This window comes from Cedecea sp. VD22, from assembly GCF_037150195.1.
GTDB lineage: Bacteria > Pseudomonadota > Gammaproteobacteria > Enterobacterales > Enterobacteriaceae > Cedecea.
In genome coordinates this window covers 435971-455430 of the sequence record NZ_JBBCPX010000001.1, presented here as the reverse complement: position 1 = coordinate 455430, position 19460 = coordinate 435971, and the positions used below count along the sequence as shown (strand labels likewise).

The following is a 19460-nucleotide window of genomic DNA, read 5'->3' as shown; positions in this document are numbered from 1 at the left end:
TTAGATTATTTACACTGTTCGGCCAGGCCGTCGAGATAGCGCTCGGCGTCCAGAGCGGCCATGCAGCCGGTTCCGGCAGAAGTGATGGCCTGACGATAAATATGATCCATCACATCGCCTGCGGCAAATACGCCTGGAATACTGGTCTGGGTAGCGTTGCCGTGAATACCGGACTGCACTTTAATGTAGCCGTTTTCCAGCTCCAGCTGGCCGTTGAAGATGGCGGTGTTCGGGCTATGACCGATAGCCACGAACAGCCCTGCAACTTCCAGTTCTTCGGTAACATCGGTGTTTTGCGTGTCGCGCAGGCGAAGGCCGCTGACGCCCATTTGATCGCCTGTGACTTCTTCCAGCGTGCGATGGGTGTGCAGCACAATGTTGCCATTCTGCACTTTATCCATCAGACGATTAATCAGGATCTTCTCCGCGCGGAAGCTGTCGCGACGGTGGATCAAATGCACTTCTGAAGCGATGTTTGCCAGATAAAGCGCTTCTTCAACTGCGGTATTCCCGCCGCCGATAACCGCGACTTTCTGGTTGCGGTAGAAGAAACCGTCACAGGTGGCGCAGGCAGAAACGCCGCGGCCTTTGAAGGCTTCTTCGGAAGGCAGGCCAAGGTAGCGTGCAGATGCGCCGGTCGCGATGATCAGCGCGTCACAGGTGTATTCGCCGCTGTCGCCCACCAGGCGGAAAGGACTGTTCTGCAGATCGACGCTGGTGATGTGGTCGAACAGAATTTCAGTTTCGAACTTAGCCGCATGCTCGTGCATACGTTCCATCAGTAACGGACCGGTCAGGTCGTTAGGATCGCCAGGCCAGTTTTCGACTTCGGTTGTGGTGGTCAGCTGACCGCCTTTTTCCATCCCGGTAATCAAAACCGGTTTTAAGTTGGCGCGTGCAGCGTAGACCGCTGCGGTATAGCCCGCAGGGCCGGAGCCAAGAATAAGCAGCTTACTGTGTTTAGCTGTGCCCATGAGATCCTCATTGAACGTTTACAGACAATGGGGGTGATTGTAGGGAATTCGTTGCAGTAAAAAAAGAGTGCAGCAATGTTGTTAACGATGTGTGTCATTGATGCTGCCTATAAGCCCAATGAATATCGCCGTCATGTGCATAAATAATCATTGTAATAGCACGGTAATCACGGTGCGAAAATGATGAATAATCATCAGCCAAAAGGAATATCTGGCACGTTCCACTAAAAATAGATGTTTTGCTTTGACAATCCCCTAAGCATTTGCGAAAACATTCGAGGAAGAAAAACATTTGGTGATGTGGAAGCCGCGTGCTCTCGCGCAAACCTGATGCAAATTTACCGAGTTATTGAAATTTACGCATGACGTGGACAGACGCTATGCGTGATGTCGATAGCAGCCGCAAGGCATCGGTCTTCTCACGTACACCCTGAACATTGACGTCACCAGGGTTATGGCAGGTGAAGGAAGGAATAGAGAGAGACAATAATAATGGTAGATAGCAAGAAGCGCCCGGGCAAAGATCTCGACCGTATCGATCGCAATATTCTCAACGAATTGCAAAAGGATGGGCGCATTTCTAACGTTGAGCTTTCAAAGCGTGTTGGGCTTTCGCCGACGCCGTGCCTTGAGCGCGTTCGTCGTCTGGAACGTCAGGGTTTTATTCAGGGCTATACGGCGCTGTTAAACCCGCATTATCTGGATGCCTCGCTGCTGGTATTTGTTGAGATTACTCTGAATCGTGGCGCCCCGGATGTGTTTGAGCAATTTAACGCCGCAGTGCAGAAACTTGAAGAAATTCAAGAGTGTCATCTCGTATCCGGTGATTTCGACTACCTGTTGAAAACACGCGTGCCGGATATGTCGGCGTATCGTAAACTCTTAGGTGAGACCCTGCTGCGTCTGCCGGGCGTGAACGACACCCGTACTTATGTTGTCATGGAAGAGGTCAAACAGAGTAACCGTTTGGTCATTAAGACCCGTTAATACGGGCCAGGTGCAAAATTGGCGTATTTTGGTTACACTCCTGGGAATCCATACAGCAACAGCTCCGGCAGGCCGCCGGTGCTGTTGTCTCCATTGAGTTTAAGGACCTGGAGAGCCTTTCTTGAGCCAGGAATATACCGAAGATAAAGAAGTAACATTGCGGAAACTGAGCAGCGGGCGCCGTTTACTCGAGGCGTTGCTGATCCTTGTTGCCTTATTCGCCATCTATTTGATGGCTGCCTTGCTAAGCTTTAACCCCTCAGACCCTAGCTGGTCGCAAACCGCGTGGCATGAGCCCATCCATAATCTGGGTGGTGCGCCGGGAGCGTGGTTTGCTGATACGCTGTTCTTCATTTTTGGCGTGATGGCCTACACCATTCCGGTGATTATCATCGGGGGCTGCTGGTTCACCTGGCGCCAGCGCGACAGTGAAGAATTCATCGATTATTTTGCCGTTTCGCTGCGCCTGATCGGCGTACTTGCGATGGTGCTGACCTCTTGTGGCCTGGCGGCCATCAATGCGGACGATATTTGGTACTTCGCTTCGGGCGGCGTGCTGGGTAGCTTGCTTAGCACCGCTATGATGCCGCTGTTGAACAGCAGCGGCGGCACAATTGCGCTGCTTTGCGTTTGGGCTGCTGGTCTGACGCTGTTCACCGGCTGGTCCTGGGTCAGCATTGCTGAGAAACTTGGCAGCGCGGTGCTGACCGTGCTGACTTTTGCCAGCAACCGCACCCGCCGGGATAACACCTGGCAGGATGAGGACGAATACGAAGAAGAGCATGACGAAGACGAAGCGCCGCGGGTTTCTGCTGAGAAACGCGAATCTCGCCGGGCGCGTATTTTACGCGGGGCGCTTGCGCGTAAGCAGCGCTTATCTCAGAAGTTTGCTAATCCTAATGGTCGCAAAACGGATGCGGCGTTGTTCTCCGGCAAGCGTATGGATGACGCTGAAGACGATGTGTTGTTCAGCGCTCGTGGTGTAGAAGCGGATCCGAACGATGTGCTGTTCTCCGGGCATAAAGCGACTTTGCCAGAAGATCAGGAATACGATCCGCTGTTCAGTGGACACTCTGCCGTTGAGCCTATTGCAGCGGCTGCCGCGGCAACAACCGTTCACCAGTCGTGGGCTGCACCGGTACCGCCGGTTGCTTCAATGCCTCCAGTATCAACACCGGCACCTGCCGTTGACGCTGAGCATGCTGCCCCAGCGATTGCCTGGGAACCGGCACCGACAACGGTCACGCCAGAACCGGTTATTGCGCCTGCACCGGATCATTACACGTCGCCGCACCCGGCAAGCATACAACAGCAGGTTGTTCCTGAGACGCATCAAAGCTGGTCTGAACCCGTTGTGCCAGTGGCTCAGCCAGCCGTTGAACCACAGTCCGTGCCTGAGCCGGTAGAAGAGGTGAAATACGTTCGTCCGCCGATGTACCACTTTGAAGAAGTGGAAGAGAAGCGAGCCCGGGAACGTGAACAGCTTGCGGCGTGGTACCAACCAGTCAATGAGCCAAAGCCTGATCCTTACAGCTATGCGCCAGTAAAACCCGCTAGCCCGGAACCGGTTCAACCTTTGATACCGACATCTGCGCCCGCTTCCACGCCGTTATTGGCACCAGAAATGCCAGTGCCGGATATAACGCAGACTGCATCTGGCATTCAGCAGGCAGTAAAAACTGGGGCTGCAGCGGCAGCATTTTCACCCGTGTTCAGTATCGCCAGCGATGCGCCACGTCCTCAGGTAAAAGAAGGTATTGGCCCTCAACTGCCACGTCCAAACCGGGTACGCGTTCCGACTCGTCGTGAACTGGCGTCCTATGGCATAAAACTGCCTTCCCAGCGAATGGCAGAAGAGCAGGCGAGACTCGCCGAGAACCAGCAGTCTGAAGACAATTACGGCGATGAAGGCGATGCGCTGCAGCAGCACGAACTGGCCCGCCAGTTTGCGGCCCAGCAACAGCAGCGCTATGGCGAAGAGTACGAAGACGAAAGCTGGTCTGAAGAACAGCAGGCCGAGGCGGAAGAGGCAGAACTTGCGCGTCAGTTTGCTGCACAGCAGCAACAGCGCTATAGCGAGCAGCCACAGCAGAATAATGCGCCGTTCTCTCTTGACGACTTTGATTTCCAGTCATCGTTGAAGGAACTGGTGGATGATACGCCGAGCGAGCCGCTGTTTACCCCGAGCTTTGAACCGGCCCCGCAGCCAGTTCAGCACAGTCAACCCGCGGCACAGCCTTCTCAATATGCTCAGGCGGCTCAGCATCAGCCTGCTGCGCCAGAGCCAAAAGAGAGCCTGATCCACCCGTTCTTGATGCGCAACGGTGACGATCGCCCGCTTCAGAAACCGACCACGCCGCTGCCGTCGTTGGATCTACTGACTTCTCCTCCAACTGAGGTTGAACCGGTAGATACCTTTGCAATGGAGCAGATGGCGCGCCTGGTTGAAGCGCGTCTGGCGGATTACCGCATTAAAGCGGATGTAGTGGATTATTCCCCTGGCCCAGTCATTACCCGCTTCGAGCTGGATTTGGCTCCGGGTGTAAAGGCTGCCCGCATCTCTAACCTTTCCCGCGACCTGGCGCGTTCGCTCTCCACCGTCGCCGTGCGTGTGGTTGAGGTTATTCCGGGTAAACCTTACGTAGGCCTTGAGTTGCCTAACAAAAAGCGCCAGACCGTTTATCTGCGTGAAGTGCTCGACTGCGCTAAATTCCGCGACAACGGCTCTCCGTTGACCGTGGTTCTGGGTAAAGACATCGGCGGTGAGCCTGTCGTTGCAGACCTGGCGAAAATGCCTCACTTGCTGGTAGCCGGTACAACGGGGTCCGGTAAGTCGGTTGGCGTAAACGCCATGATCATCAGCATGTTGTATAAAGCAACGCCGGAAGATGTTCGCTTCATTATGATCGACCCGAAAATGCTTGAGCTGTCGGTGTATGAAGGCATTCCACATCTGTTGACCGAAGTGGTTACGGATATGAAAGACGCCGCGAATGCGCTGCGCTGGAGCGTGAACGAGATGGAGCGCCGCTATAAGCTGATGTCCGCGCTGGGCGTGCGAAACCTTGCGGGCTACAACGAACGCGTGCTGGAAGCTGAGCGCATGGGGCGCCCAATCCCTGACCCGTTCTGGAAACCTGGTGACAGCATGGAAGTGAGCCACCCGATGCTGGAGAAACTGCCGTATATCGTGGTGCTGGTGGATGAATTTGCCGACCTGATGATGACGGTAGGCAAAAAAGTAGAAGAGCTGATCGCCCGCCTCGCACAGAAAGCGCGCGCCGCAGGTATTCACCTTGTTCTTGCAACCCAGCGTCCATCGGTTGACGTCATTACCGGCCTGATTAAAGCTAACATCCCAACCCGTATCGCGTTTACGGTGTCGAGCAAAATTGACTCACGCACAATCCTGGATCAGGGCGGCGCTGAATCACTTCTCGGCATGGGGGATATGCTTTATTCCGCGCCAAACTCCACGACGCCGATTCGTGTGCACGGTGCCTTTGTGCGTGATGAAGAAGTGCATGCGGTGGTGCAGGACTGGAAAGCACGTGGCCGTCCGCAGTACATCACCGGCATTACCGATGATGAAGGCAGCGGTGACGGCGGTGGCGGCGGTATGGACGGTGACGAAGAGCTGGATCCGCTGTTCGATCAGGCTGTCGCTTTCGTGGTAGAGAAACGCAAAGCATCTATCTCCGGCGTGCAGCGTCAGTTCCGTATCGGCTACAACCGAGCCGCGAGAATCGTGGAGCAGATGGAAGCGCAGGGGATCGTGAGCCCACAGGGGCATAACGGTAACCGAGAGGTTCTTGCGCCACCTCAGTTTGAGTAATCCGGCCGAGCGCTAGTCCATTGAGCAAAAAAGAGCCGCGCCTGCGGCTCTTTTTGCAAAGATGGGTAAATTACCGGAAAATCAGCTTATTCTTCTGTTGCGGTAGCCGAAGACTTCACTAGAGTGAGCAGCAGAAGTGCCATCGTCGGGTGGTCAATGAATCCAGAGGGAACATAATGAAAAAAAACGTAATTGCCTGTGCGCTGTTAGCTGGCCTGACCGCAACCGGAGCCTGGGCTGACGCAGCCGGGGATTTGCAGGGTCGCCTTGATAAAGTTGGCAGCTTCCACGCCAGCTTCACCCAGAAAGTCACCGATGGTAGCGGCGCTGCCGTGCAGGAAGGCCAGGGCGATCTGTGGGTTAAGCGCCCAAACCTGTTCAACTGGCACATGACTCAGCCCGATGAAAGCATCCTCGTTTCCGACGGTAAAACCCTGTGGTTCTACAACCCGTTTGTTGAGCAGGTTACGGCTACCTGGCTAAAAGACGCCACCAGCAATACGCCGTTTATGCTGATTGCCCGCAACCAGTCCAGCGACTGGAAGCAATACAACATTAAGCAGAACGGCGATGACTTTGTGCTGACGCCAAAAAGCAGCTCGGGTAACCTGAAGCAGTTCACCATCAACGTCGGCCGAGACGGCACTATCCATCAGTTCAGCGCCGTAGAGCAGGATGACCAGCGCAGCAGCTATACTTTGAAGGCTCAGCAAAACGGCGCAGTGGATGCCGGTAAGTTTACGTTCACCCCGCCAAAAGGCGTCACGGTGGACGACCAACGTAAGTAGAGGCTTGAGTGAGCAATCTGTCGCTCGATTTTTCAGAGAATACCTTCCAGCCGCTGGCCGCGCGTATGCGGCCAGAAAATCTGGCGCAGTACATCGGCCAGCAGCATCTGCTGGCTGATGGAAAACCGCTGCCCCGAGCCATTGAAGCAGGTCATCTGCATTCCATGATTCTTTGGGGGCCGCCGGGCACCGGTAAAACAACCCTCGCCGAAGTGATTGCTCGCTATGCCAGCGCGGATGTTGAACGTATTTCTGCGGTAACCTCAGGCGTGAAAGATATTCGTGAGGCCATCGAACGTGCGCGGCAGAACCGCAATGCCGGGCGCCGCACCATTCTTTTTGTCGACGAAGTTCACCGATTCAACAAAAGCCAGCAGGATGCCTTCCTGCCGCATATCGAAGACGGCACCATTACTTTTATTGGTGCGACAACCGAAAACCCTTCTTTTGAGCTCAACTCGGCGCTGCTCTCCCGTGCCCGCGTGTATCTACTGAAATCACTGACCGTGGCGGATATTGAGCTGGTGCTCGATCAGGCGATGAACGATAAAGCCAGGGGCTACGGCGGGCAAAATATCATCCTGCCGGACGAAACGCGTAAAGCCATTGCCGAGCTGGTAAACGGCGATGCGCGCCGGGCGTTAAATACGCTCGAAATGATGGCGGATATGGCTGAAGTTGACGCCAGCGGCAACCGGATTTTGCAAACCCAATTGCTAACGGAGATTGCTGGTGAACGCAGTGCGCGTTTCGATAATAAAGGCGATCGTTTTTACGATCTGATTTCAGCGGTACATAAATCAATTCGCGGTTCTGCCCCGGATGCCGCTCTTTACTGGTACGCGCGTATTATTAGCGCAGGTGGCGATCCGCTCTACGTTGCGCGGCGCTTACTGGCGATTGCCTCTGAAGACGTTGGTAACGCGGATCCCAGAGGTATGCAGGTGGCCATTGCCGCCTGGGATTGCTTCACCCGCGTAGGGCCAGCGGAAGGGGAGAGGGCTATTGCTCAGGCGATTGTTTATCTGGCCTGCGCCCCGAAAAGCAACGCCGTTTATACCGCGTTCAAAGCTGCAATGGCGGATGCGCGCGAACGCCCCGATTATGACGTGCCCGTCCATCTGCGTAACGCCCCAACGAAATTAATGAAAGAAATGGGCTATGGCCAGGAATACCGTTACGCCCATGACGAGCCCAATGCCTATGCCGCCGGGGAAGACTATTTCCCACCTGAAATGGCGCAAACTCGCTACTATCGGCCGACCAACAGAGGTCTGGAAGGGAAGATTGGCGAAAAGCTAGCCTGGCTGACCGAGCAGGATCAGAAAAGCCCCACAAAACGCTACCGCTAATGCAGGCGTTGCGGTAAGGTTAGCAAGACTATCAAAGCGGTCGCAGGCTGTGGCCGCACTCCTATAAATTCAATTCGATAAGCACAGGATAAGCATGCTCGATCCCAATCTGCTGCGTACAGAGCCAGACGCAGTCGCTGAAAAACTGGCACGCCGGGGCTTTAAGCTGGATGTAGACACGCTGCGCTCTCTGGAAGAGCGTCGTAAAGTACTGCAGGTCAAAACGGAAAATCTGCAGGCTGAACGTAACTCGCGATCGAAATCCATCGGCCAGGCGAAAGCGCGCGGAGAAGACATTGAGCCGCTGCGCCTGCAGGTTAACCAGCTGGGTGAAGAGCTGGATGAAGCGAAAAACGAGCTTGATTCTCTGCTGGCAGAAATTCGCGATATCTCGCTGACATTGCCAAACATTCCTGATGACTGCGTGCCATTGGGCAAAGACGACAGCGAAAACGTCGAAGTCAGCCGCTGGGGCGAGCCGCGTAAATTTGATTTCGAAGTGCGCGATCACGTCACCCTGGGCGAAATGGCAAAAGGCCTGGACTTCGCTGCGGCGGTTAAACTCACCGGTTCCCGCTTTGTAGTCATGCAGGGGCAGGTGGCGCGTATGCACCGTGCGCTGAGCCAGTTTATGCTGGATCTGCACACCGAGCAGCACGGTTACATGGAAAACTATGTTCCGTATCTGGTTAACCAGGACACGCTGTACGGTACCGGCCAGTTGCCTAAATTTGGCGGTGACCTGTTCCATACTCGTCCGCTGGAAGAAGAAGCGGACAGCAGCAACTATGCGCTGATCCCTACCGCAGAAGTGCCGCTGACCAACCTGGTTCGCGACGAGATCATCGACGAAGATTCCCTGCCGCTGAAGCTGACTGCGCACACGCCGTGCTTCCGGTCTGAAGCTGGATCCTATGGCCGTGATACTCGCGGGCTGATTCGTATGCACCAGTTCGACAAAGTTGAGATGGTGCAGATAGTTCGCCCTGAAGACTCTATGGATGCGCTGGAAGAGATGACCGGCCACGCGGAGAAGGTTCTGCAACTGCTGGGGCTGCCATACCGTAAAGTGCTGCTTTGCAGCGGTGATATCGGTTTCGGTGCGCGCAAAACTTACGATCTGGAAGTCTGGCTGCCGGCACAGGATACGTACCGTGAGATCTCTTCCTGTTCCAACTGCTGGGACTTCCAGGCTCGCCGCCTGCAGGCTCGCTGCCGCAGTAAAGCAGACAAGAAGACTCGCCTGGTTCACACCCTGAACGGTTCTGGTCTGGCAGTTGGCCGTACTCTGGTCGCCGTCCTGGAAAACTACCAGCAGGCTGATGGCCGCATTCAGGTACCAGAAGTGCTGCGTCCTTACATGAATGGCCTGGAATACATCGGGTAATCCGCCGTTTGTGATGCATTGAAAAAGCGCCTGAGGGCGCTTTTTTTATACCCTAATTCCGAGGTTTTACGTCAACACCGCCTTTCTTGATACCAGACAATAACCCCTACTCCCAAAGAAGTATTATTGCTCACCGGAAGCGGGTGATGATTGTTCAATTAAAACTTACATCTAATCATCATTTGACGGCCGTGCTTCACAAGGCGTGACGCGGCCAGGTCAATCCTTCAATAAAAATATACCGGACACCCCTTTCACCCTTTAGCTGCGCAACGGAATGTGGGCTCTCAACCCGCGTGACCGCTGTCGGCTTATTTCAACTGTGAGCAAAACAAGTAGGTCACTATGACTGATAAAACCCCTAACGCGATCCTCGCGGCAGAGGTCAGCCGTCGTAAGCTGGTCCAAACCACGGCAATCGGTGGTTTAGCTGCTGCAACTAGCGCCTTCTCACTCCCCTTCTCCCGGCTCACTTTTGCCGCTCAAACCGTTAATCCCGGTAGCAGTGGAAAAGTGGTCTGGAGCGCCTGTACGGTGAACTGTGGCAGCCGCTGCCCGTTGCGTATGCATGTGGTGGATGGCGAAATTAAATATGTCGAAACCGATAACACCGGCGATGACGGTTATGAAGGTTTACACCAGGTTCGGGCCTGCCTGCGTGGTCGCTCTATGCGCCGACGGGTCTATAATGCTGACCGCCTGAAATACCCGATGAAACGCGTTGGCGCGCGTGGAGAAGGGAAGTTCGAGCGCATTAGCTGGGATGAAGCGTTTGATACCATTGCCCACAGCATGCAGAACATCATTAAAGAGCATGGTAACGAAGCTATTTATCTGAACTACGGTACCGGTACGCTGGGTGGAACCATGACGCGTTCCTGGCCGCCGGGTTCCACGCTGATTGCTCGCCTGATGAATTGCTGCGGGGGCTACCTCAATCATTACGGGGACTATTCCACCGCACAGATTGCCGCCGGTCTGAATTATACCTACGGCGGCTGGGCGGACGGCAACAGCCCATCCGATATTGAAAACAGCAAGCTGGTGGTGCTGTTCGGCAATAATCCGGGCGAAACGAGGATGAGCGGTGGCGGGGTAACTTATTACCTCGAACAGGCTCGCCAAAAGTCTAATGCCCGAATGATCATTATTGACCCACGTTACACCGACACCGGCGCAGGCCGGGAAGACGAGTGGATCCCTATTCGCCCTGGCACCGATGCGGCGCTGATTTCCGCACTGGCGTGGGTCATGATTGACGAAAACCTAGTAGATCAGGCCTTTCTGGACAAATACTGCGTGGGCTATGATGAAAAAACGCTCCCGGCCGGTGCGCCGCGCAATGGCCACTACAAAGCTTATATCCTGGGTCAGGGAGCTGACGGCATTGCCAAGACGCCTGAATGGGCTTCGCAGATAACCGGTATTCCGACCGATCGTATTATCAAACTTGCCCGGGAAATTGGCAGTGCTAAACCGGCCTTTATCAGCCAGGGGTGGGGGCCGCAGCGTCACTCCAACGGCGAGCTGGTTTCCCGCGCAATCGCCATGCTTTCTATCCTGACCGGTAACGTCGGTATTCACGGGGGCAACAGCGGGGCGCGTGAAGGCTCTTATAGCCTGCCGTTCGTGCGAATGCCTACGCTGGAAAACCCGGTTCAAACCAGTATTTCCATGTTTATGTGGACCGATGCCATCGAACGCGGCGCGCAGATGACAGCCACCCGCGACGGCGTGCGTGGTAAAGAGAAACTGGATGTACCGATTAAAATGGTCTGGAACTATGCCGGGAATTGCCTGATTAACCAGCATTCTCAGATCAACCGCACGCACGACATTCTGCAGGATGATAAAAAATGCGAAATGATCGTGGTAATCGACAACCATATGACGTCCTCTGCGAAATACGCCGATATTCTTCTGCCGGATTGCACGGCCTCTGAGCAGATGGATTTCTGCCTCGATGCTTCCTGCGGCAACATGTCTTATGTGATTTTTGCTGAACAGGCCATCAAGCCGCGTTTTGAATGCAAAACCATCTATGAAATGACGACCGAACTGGCGAAGCGTATGGGTGTGGAGCAGCGTTTCACGGAAGGACGGACGCAGGAAGGCTGGATGCGTCACCTGTATGTTCAATCTCAGGCAGCGATCCCTGAGCTGCCGAGCTTTGATGAGTTCCGCCAATTGGGGATGTTTAAAAAGCGTGACCCGGAAGGGCATCACGTCGCCTACAAAGCCTTCCGTGAAGATCCCCATGCCAACCCATTAACGACGCCGTCAGGGAAAATTGAGATCTATTCCGCTCAGCTTGCGGATATTGCCGCCACCTGGGAACTGCCGGAAGGGGATGTCATCGACCCGCTGCCGGTGTATAGCGCTGGTTTTGAGAACGTTGGCGATCCGCTGGCGGAAAAATGGCCGCTGCAGCTAACCGGCTTCCATTACAAAGCGCGGACGCACTCGACCTATGGCAACGTTGACGTGCTGAAGGCTGCCTGTCGCCAGGAGATGTGGATCAACCCGCTTGATGCAAAACAGCGTGGCATCGCCAATGGTGATGAAGTCCGTATTTTTAACGACCGCGGGGAAGTCCGCATTAGCGCCAAAGTGACGCCACGCATCATTCCTGGCGTTGTCGCCTTAGGGGAAGGCGCCTGGTATAGCCCCGATGTCAATAAAGTCGACCGCGGGGGCAGCATCAATGTGCTGACCACCCAGCGCCCGTCACCGCTGGCAAAAGGCAACCCATCCCACAGTAACCTGGTCCAGGTTGAAAAGGCGTAAGGAGCAGTAAATGACAACCCAATATGGCTTTTATATCGACTCCAGTCGCTGCACCGGCTGTAAAACCTGCGAACTGGCGTGCAAGGATTTTAAGAACCTGAGTCCGGAAGTTAGCTATCGCCGCATTTATGAATATGCGGGCGGTAACTGGCAGGAAGATAACGGTGTTTTCCATCAGGATGTATTTGCTTATTACCTCTCTATTTCCTGTAACCACTGTGAAGATCCGGCCTGTACTAAGGTCTGCCCTAGCGGTGCCATGCACAAGCGCGAAGATGGGTTTGTGGTGGTGAACGAAGAGGTTTGTATCGGCTGCCGCTACTGCCATATGGCGTGTCCGTACGGTGCGCCGCAGTACAACGAAGAGAAAGGCCACATGACCAAGTGTGACGGCTGTTATGAGCGCGTTGCCAAGGGGAAAAAGCCGATTTGTGTGGAATCCTGCCCGTTGCGAGCGCTGGATTTAGCGCCTGTCGACGAATTACGCAAAAAGTACGGGACTCAGGCCGCCATTGCGCCGCTGCCTGCATCGCACTTCACAAAACCAAATATCGTGATTAAACCTAACGCCAACAGCCGCCCAAGTGGGGATACCAGCGGTTATCTGGCCAACCCGAAGGAGGTGTGAGATGGGAAACGGATGGCATGAATGGCCGCTGATGGTCTTTACGGTGTTAGGCCAGTGCGTTGCAGGCGGGTTTATCGTTATGGCCTTGGCGCTGTTGTATGGTGTGAAGGACAAGGCGGTTCGCAAGCGCGCCGAATTGCTGATGGTGGTGCTATGGATCCTGATGGGCATCGGCTTTATTGCCTCAATTCTGCATCTCGGCTCGCCTCTGCGAGCGTTCAACTCCCTGAATCGCCTCGGCAGTTCAGCGCTGAGCAATGAAATTGCCAGCGGATCGGTATTCTTTGCGGTGGGTGGTTTCTGGTGGCTTTTGACCGTGCTCGGAAAAATGCCTCAGGCACTCAGCAAAGTCTGGGTCGTAATCACCATGATTCTGGGCGTGGTATTTGTCTGGATGATGAGTCGGGTTTACCTGATTGACACAGTTCCGACCTGGTTTAGCGTCTGGACGCCGCTGAGCTTCTTCCTGACGATGTTTATCGGTGGTCCACTGCTGGGCTATTTGCTGCTTTCTGCAGCCGGGGTTAGCGGTTGGGGGATGCGTATATTGCCTGTCGTCTCACTGCTTGCTTTGCTGGTTAGCATGGTTGTTGTGCTGATGCAGGGGATGGAACTGGCTACGCTGCATAACTCTATTCAACAGGCATCTGCGCTGGTGCCGGAGTACGGTTCGCTGATGGCCGGGCGGATGGTTCTGCTGGTGATTGCTCTGGTCGGCTGGATTGTACCGCAGCTGAAAGGCTCTCGGCCTGGCGTCGGTCTGCTGACGTTGGCGATGGTCTTGATGATTGCAGGTGAACTTATCGGTCGCGGCGTTTTCTACGGGCTGCATATGACGGTTGGTATGGCGATAGCGAGCTAACATTTCATCGAGTTATAAGCGCGTCTGAGGGCGCGCTTTTTCATCTTCTCGCATAAGAAAATTTCACCTGAATATCCATGAAATTTTTGATTGCTCATTTTGACCTGCTTCCCGCTATATCGCATCAAAAACAGCGAGATACAATTTACGTGACTCCGGTCACTTATTAGCAGGATAAGTTTTTCAAATCGTACCCGCTCAAACCCTCCATACCCCCCATTATTGCTGGATTGACAATCAATTTACCGGTGGCATGATGCGCACAAATTTCCTGATTTCCTCACGGTTTGATACCCATGACCACCTATACCCGTCCCGTATTGCTCCTGCTTTGCGGGCTTTTGCTGCTGACTCTGGCTATGGCGGTTTTAAACACGCTCGTCCCGCTTTGGCTGGCTCACGATAATCTTCCTACCTGGCAGGTCGGGATGGTGGGCTCTGCCTACTTTACCGGCAACCTGGTCGGGACATTGATTACCGGATGGGTGATTAAGCGTCACGGGTTCAACCGCAGCTACTATCTTGCCTCTATTATCTTTGCCGTAGGCTGTATTGGCCTCGGGCTGATGGTCGGTTTCTGGAGCTGGATGGTCTGGCGCTTTGTGGCCGGTGTAGGCTGCGCCATGATTTGGGTTGTGGTCGAAAGCGCCCTGATGTGCAGCGGGACTTCCCGCAACCGCGGCCGTCTGCTGGCGGCTTATATGACCGTTTACTACATCGGGATGGTGGTCGGCCAGTTAATGGTCAGCAAGCTTTCTACTGAGCTGATGAACGTTCTGCCCTGGGCTACCGCGCTGGTGCTGGCCGCTATTCTACCATTGCTGTTTACCCATATCGTGAGCGATGGGGATGAACATCGGGATAACACGCCGGTCTGGCCGATGCTGCGTCTGCGCCAGGCTCGACTGGGCGTGAACGGCTGCATTATGTCAGGTATCGTACTCGGCTCTCTGTATGGTCTGATGCCGTTGTATTTGAACCATCAGGGCGTGAGCGACTCCGGTATTGGTTTCTGGATGGCGCTGATGATCAGCGCGGGTATTGTTGGTCAGTGGCCTATGGGGCGTCTGGCGGACAAATATGGCCGTCTGCTGGTGCTGCGTGTGCAGGTGTTTGTGGTGATTCTCGGCTGTCTGGCGATGCTCAGCAACGCCGCCATGGGGCCTGCGCTATTCGTTCTGGGGGCTTTTGGTTTCACGCTTTACCCGGTGGCGATGGCATGGGCTTGCGAAAGGATTGAGCGTCATCAGTTGGTGGCGATGAATCAGGCGCTGTTGCTGAGCTACACCATCGGGAGCTTAATTGGGCCGACAGTGACTGCGCTGCTGATGCAAAACTACTCTGATAACGTGCTGTTTATCATGATGGCCGCAGTGTCATTTGTTTACCTGATGATGCTGCTGCGTAAGGCGGGCCATCATCCAACCCCGGTGGCTCACGCTTAATCAGCTTGCCGCGTCTATAGACCCGATCTCATGGGCGTTTGTGGCTGGTTGAGCTATGTGAGGCCCTGCTGAGAAGTGAGCGAGCCGAAAGAAAAATATACGTGCTCCCACAGAGGGGAGCACGGTTCGAATCAGTACATCACTTTATGGCCGTACTGCTCCAGAATACCTTTCACCCGCTCCATCGTTTCCTTCTTCGGCGGGTGCACGCCATCCAGCTTGTATTCTTCGCCCATCGCCACCCACTTGTGTTTGCCCAGTTCGTGGTATGGCAGCAGCTCGATTTTTTCAACGTTGCCCATATCGCGGGTAAATTCCCCGAGTCGATGTGCAGAGTCGTCATCGTCAGACCAGCCCGGTACAACAACGTAGCGGATCCACACTTTAATGTCTTTTTTCGACAGATATTGCGCAAATTCAAGCGTGCGGTGGTTTGACACGCCCACCAGGTTTTGGTGGATTTCGTCGTTCATCTGCTTGAGATCGAGCATTACCAGATCGGTGACCTCCAGCAGTTCATCAATCACCGGATCGTAGCGGCGAACAAAGCCGTTGGTGTCCAGGCAGGTATGAATTCCTTCTTTACGGCAGGCGCGGAACCAGTCACGTACGAACTCGGCCTGCAGAATAGCTTCGCCACCGGATGCGGTAACGCCGCCGCCCGAGGCATTCATGAAGTGGCGATAGGTAACAACTTCTTTCATCAGCTCTTCTACCGTCACTTCTTTGCCACCGTGGGTGTCCCAGGTGTCGCGGTTGTGGCAGTAAAGGCAGCGCATCAGGCAGCCCTGAAAGAAGGTGATAAAACGGATACCGGGGCCGTCCACGGTACCGCAGGATTCAAAAGAGTGAATTCGTCCGATTGCTGACATTGCGGTGATCTCTCCAGATGTGGCCCGTCCAGGGCCTGTGTCATGCACAGCTCAAGCCGGCTGTGTTAAGTCTGTTTTGACAGATACCCAGAGTATAGATAGCTGGCAAAGCAGGCTGAGGGTAGGGAGGTGAGTAAAAAGGCCCCACGGGAGTGGAGCCTTTATATAGTACGCTTCTTCAGTCTGACAAGGAATTAGATGGACTGAGTGAAGGTACGGGTAATAACGTCCTGCTGCTGCTCTTTAGTCAGCGAGTTGAAACGAACGGCATAACCGGATACGCGAATGGTCAGCTGAGGATATTTCTCAGGGTTTTCCATCGCATCCAGCAGCATTTCACGGTTCATTACGTTGACGTTCAGGTGCTGACCACCTTCGATGTTTGCTTCGTGGTGGAAGTAACCATCCATCAGACCTGCAAGGTTGGTTTTACGCACGTCATCGTCTTTACCCAGCGCGTTTGGCACGATGGAGAAGGTATAAGAGATACCATCTTTCGCGTAGGCAAACGGCAGTTTAGCAACGGAAGTCAGAGAGGCAACGGCACCTTTCTGGTCACGACCGTGCATTGGGTTAGCGCCTGGACCGAACGGAGTACCTGCACGACGACCGTCTGGGGTGTTACCGGTTTTCTTACCATAAACCACGTTAGAGGTGATGGTCAGAACAGACTGGGTCGCGATAGCGCCACGGTAGGTGGTCAGTTTCTGAATTTTCTTCATGAAACGTTCTACCAGGTCAACGGCGATGTCATCTACGCGAGGATCGTTGTTACCGAACTGTGGATATTCACCTTCGATTTCGAAGTCGATAGCCAGACCGTCTTCGTCACGGATAGGTTTCACTTTCGCGTATTTGATTGCAGACAGGGAGTCAGCCGCAACGGACAGGCCAGCGATACCACAAGCCATGGTGCGAACAACGTCACGGTCGTGCAGAGCCATCAGAGACGCTTCGTAGCTGTATTTATCATGCATGTAGTGAATGATGTTCAGCGCGGTAACGTACTGTTTAGCCAGCCAGTCCATGAAGTGATCCAGACGATCCAACACATTGTCGTAGTCCAGAACGTCGGCAGTGATGGGGGCTTCTTTAGGACCAACCTGCATTTTCAGTTTTTCATCAACGCCGCCGTTGATAGCGTACAGCATGGTTTTCGCCAGGTTTGCACGAGCCCCGAAGAACTGCATTTGCTTACCAACGATCATCGGGCTTACGCAGCATGCGATAGCGTAGTCATCGTTGTTGAAGTCAGGACGCATCAGATCGTCATTCTCGTACTGCAGAGAAGAGGTATCGATGGAGACTTTAGCCGCGTATTTTTTGAAGTTCAGTGGCAGTTTTTCAGACCACAGGATGGTGATGTTTGGCTCCGGAGAAGGCCCCATGGTGTACAGGGTGTTCAGGAAGCGGAAGCTGTTTTTGGTCACCAGAGTACGGCCATCAACGCCCATACCGCCGATAGATTCGGTTGCCCAGATTGGGTCGCCGGAGAACAGCTCATCATATTCAGGGGTACGCAGGAAGCGAACCATACGCAGTTTCATGACCAGGTGGTCAATCATTTCCTGAGCGTCTTGCTCGTTGATTTTGCCTGCTTTGATGTCGCGCTCGATGTAAGCATCCAGGAAGGTGGATACGCGACCGAAGGACATTGCAGCGCCGTTCTGAGATTTAACCGCAGCCAGGTAGCCGAAGTAAGTCCACTGAATAGCTTCCTGAGCGTTGGTAGCAGGACCGGAGATGTCGTAGCCATATTTGGCGGCCATCTCTTTGATCTGACCCAGCGCGCGGTGCTGTTCGGAGATTTCTTCACGCAGACGGATAGTTGCTTCCAGATCTTCACCGTTTTCCAGTTTGGTTTGCAGTGAGTTGAACTGAGCGAACTTGTCTTTCATCAGATAGTCGATACCGTACAGCGCAACGCGACGGTAGTCACCGATGATACGGCCACGGCCATAGGCATCTGGCAGACCGGTAATAACACCGGATTTACGGCAGTTCAGGATGTCTTTGGTGTAAACGTCAAACACGCCCTGGTTGTGGGTTTTGCGGTATTCGGTGAAGATCTTTTTCAGCATTGGGTCGAGTTCGCGACCGTATACTTTGCAAGATCCTTCGACCATTTTGATGCCGCCGAAAGGAATGATGGCGCGTTTCAGAGGAGCATCGGTCTGCAGACCCACGATAGTTTCGAGGGACTTGTTGATGTAGCCCGCATCGTGAGCGGTGATGGTAGACGCGAGGTCGGTATCGAAGTCAACTGGCGCGTGAGTGCTGTTTTCCAGTTTGATGCCTTCCATCACGCTGTCCCACAGTTTGGTAGTTGCGTCGGTAGCACCTGCCAGGAAGGACTCGTCACCCTCGTACGGGGTGTAGTTTTTCTGAATAAAGTCACGGACGTTAACTTCATTCTGCCAGTCGCCTTTAGCAAAACCTTCCCAGGCTGTGGCTAACTTTTCATTTTGCTCGGACATGTAACACCTACCTTTAATGTGGAGTTCTTAAACCTGCGTACTGACGGAGCTTAGTGCTTGTCGCCACCGCGCAGATAAATTACCCAGTATGTCAACCCAACCAGTAAACCTCCGCCGATGATGTTTCCGATGGTGACTGGAATCAGGTTATCGGTGATGAAGTTCAGCACGGTCAGATGCGAGAAACTTGCCGGAGAAGACCCTACGGCGGTCCAGAATTCCGGGCTGGCAAAGTCACGAACCACGATAGCCATCGGGATCATGAACATATTTGCGATGCTGTGCTCAAAGCCGCTGGCAACAAACATGGCAACCGGAAGGATCATAGCAAACATTTTGTCCATCAGGCTGCGGCCGGAGTAGCTCATCCAGACGGCGAGACACACCATCAGGTTTGCCAGAATGCCAAGGCAGACGGCCTCAACAAATGTGTGGTGCATTTTATGATCTGCGGTTTGCAGGACATTCAGTCCCCATGCGCCGTTGGCGGTCATATACATGCCGGACAGCCAGATCAGCAGCACAAAGAGTAGAGCACCGATCAGGTTACCGATGTAGACGTTAGCCCAGTTACGCAGTAGCTGGCCCCAAGTGATACGGCCGCTGGCTTTGGCTACGACGATAAGCACGGTGGAGGTGAAAAGGTCAGCACCGCAGATAACGCAAAGAATTAAACCCAGTGAGAAGCATGTGCCGCCAATCAGCTTGGCAATCCCAAACGGGATCGTGGATGTGCCTGTGGTGGCGGTGATGTAGAACACGAAGGCAATCGAAATGAAGACGCCGGCGGTAATCGCTAAGTAAAAGGTCGTTAGCGGTTGTTTCGTTGCTTTATAGACGCCAGCATCTTCGGCAATTTTTGCCATCGCTGGTGGAAGTACTAGATCAAAAGGGTTGTCAGCTTTCACACTAACTCTCTCTTATTTAATTCGGCGAGGAGATACTAACAAAGCATTATAGAGTAAAAATTGATGTGGATCATATCTCGCCAAGCTAATAGGCACTGAAAAAGCAGGTCTTTACCTGTTTTTCATCTTAATTTATTGATTGTAAATGAAAAAATAAA

At 53.9% G+C, this 19460-nt stretch carries 13 protein-coding genes; 9 read left to right on the top strand and 4 right to left on the bottom strand.

Annotated features, from left to right (window positions below; translation table 11 throughout):
* Positions 1–5 precede the first annotated feature (5 nt).
* Positions 6–974, bottom strand: a complete 969-nt coding sequence (gene trxB / locus WFK85_RS02220) for a thioredoxin-disulfide reductase (RefSeq protein WP_166995479.1) — start codon at positions 972–974, stop codon at positions 6–8.
* Positions 975–1466: 492 nt separating this feature from the next.
* Between trxB and lrp the strand changes: the two genes are divergently transcribed.
* From lrp to WFK85_RS02175, 9 genes are all read left to right on the top strand, one after another.
* Positions 1467–1961, top strand: coding sequence for a leucine-responsive transcriptional regulator Lrp (gene lrp, locus WFK85_RS02215; protein WP_000228469.1), 495 nt, complete (start codon positions 1467–1469; stop codon positions 1959–1961).
* Between the two features lie 121 nt (positions 1962–2082).
* On the top strand, positions 2083–5796 hold the full coding sequence (locus tag WFK85_RS02210; protein WP_166995481.1) for a DNA translocase FtsK 4TM domain-containing protein: 3714 nt from the start codon (positions 2083–2085) through the stop codon (positions 5794–5796).
* 176 nt (positions 5797–5972) lie between these two features.
* A complete protein-coding gene (gene lolA / locus WFK85_RS02205; protein ID WP_336708505.1) occupies positions 5973–6584 on the top strand; it encodes an outer membrane lipoprotein chaperone LolA in 612 nt (203 codons plus the stop codon).
* Positions 6585–6592: 8 nt separating this feature from the next.
* Positions 6593–7936, top strand: a complete 1344-nt coding sequence (locus WFK85_RS02200) for an AAA family ATPase (RefSeq protein ID WP_166995484.1) — start codon at positions 6593–6595, stop codon at positions 7934–7936.
* A gap of 94 nt (positions 7937–8030) precedes the next feature.
* Complete coding sequence (gene serS / locus WFK85_RS02195) at positions 8031–9323, top strand: serine--tRNA ligase (RefSeq protein ID WP_336708502.1); 1293 nt, start codon at positions 8031–8033, stop codon at positions 9321–9323.
* A gap of 345 nt (positions 9324–9668) precedes the next feature.
* The gene (dmsA, locus tag WFK85_RS02190) at positions 9669–12110 is read left to right on the top strand and encodes a dimethylsulfoxide reductase subunit A (RefSeq protein WP_336708500.1); all 2442 of its coding nucleotides are present in this window, start codon (positions 9669–9671) and stop codon (positions 12108–12110) included.
* 10 nt (positions 12111–12120) lie between these two features.
* Positions 12121–12738, top strand: a complete 618-nt coding sequence (locus WFK85_RS02185; protein WP_336708498.1) for a DMSO/selenate family reductase complex B subunit — start codon at positions 12121–12123, stop codon at positions 12736–12738.
* A 1-nt stretch (position 12739) separates the two neighbouring features.
* The gene (locus WFK85_RS02180) at positions 12740–13600 is read left to right on the top strand and encodes a dimethyl sulfoxide reductase anchor subunit family protein (RefSeq protein WP_008461160.1); all 861 of its coding nucleotides are present in this window, start codon (positions 12740–12742) and stop codon (positions 13598–13600) included.
* A gap of 296 nt (positions 13601–13896) precedes the next feature.
* Positions 13897–15045, top strand: a complete 1149-nt coding sequence (locus WFK85_RS02175) for an MFS transporter (protein WP_008461162.1) — start codon at positions 13897–13899, stop codon at positions 15043–15045.
* Positions 15046–15176: 131 nt separating this feature from the next.
* Here the strand turns inward: WFK85_RS02175 and pflA are convergent, their stop codons facing one another.
* The 3 genes from pflA to focA form a co-directional block, all read right to left on the bottom strand.
* Complete coding sequence (pflA, locus tag WFK85_RS02170) at positions 15177–15917, bottom strand: pyruvate formate lyase 1-activating protein (RefSeq protein WP_008461164.1); 741 nt, start codon at positions 15915–15917, stop codon at positions 15177–15179.
* A gap of 194 nt (positions 15918–16111) precedes the next feature.
* Positions 16112–18394, bottom strand: coding sequence for a formate C-acetyltransferase (gene pflB, locus WFK85_RS02165; RefSeq protein WP_008461167.1), 2283 nt, complete (start codon positions 18392–18394; stop codon positions 16112–16114).
* 50 nt (positions 18395–18444) lie between these two features.
* Positions 18445–19302, bottom strand: coding sequence for a formate transporter FocA (focA, locus tag WFK85_RS02160; RefSeq protein ID WP_008461168.1), 858 nt, complete (start codon positions 19300–19302; stop codon positions 18445–18447).
* Positions 19303–19460: the final 158 nt, after the last annotated feature.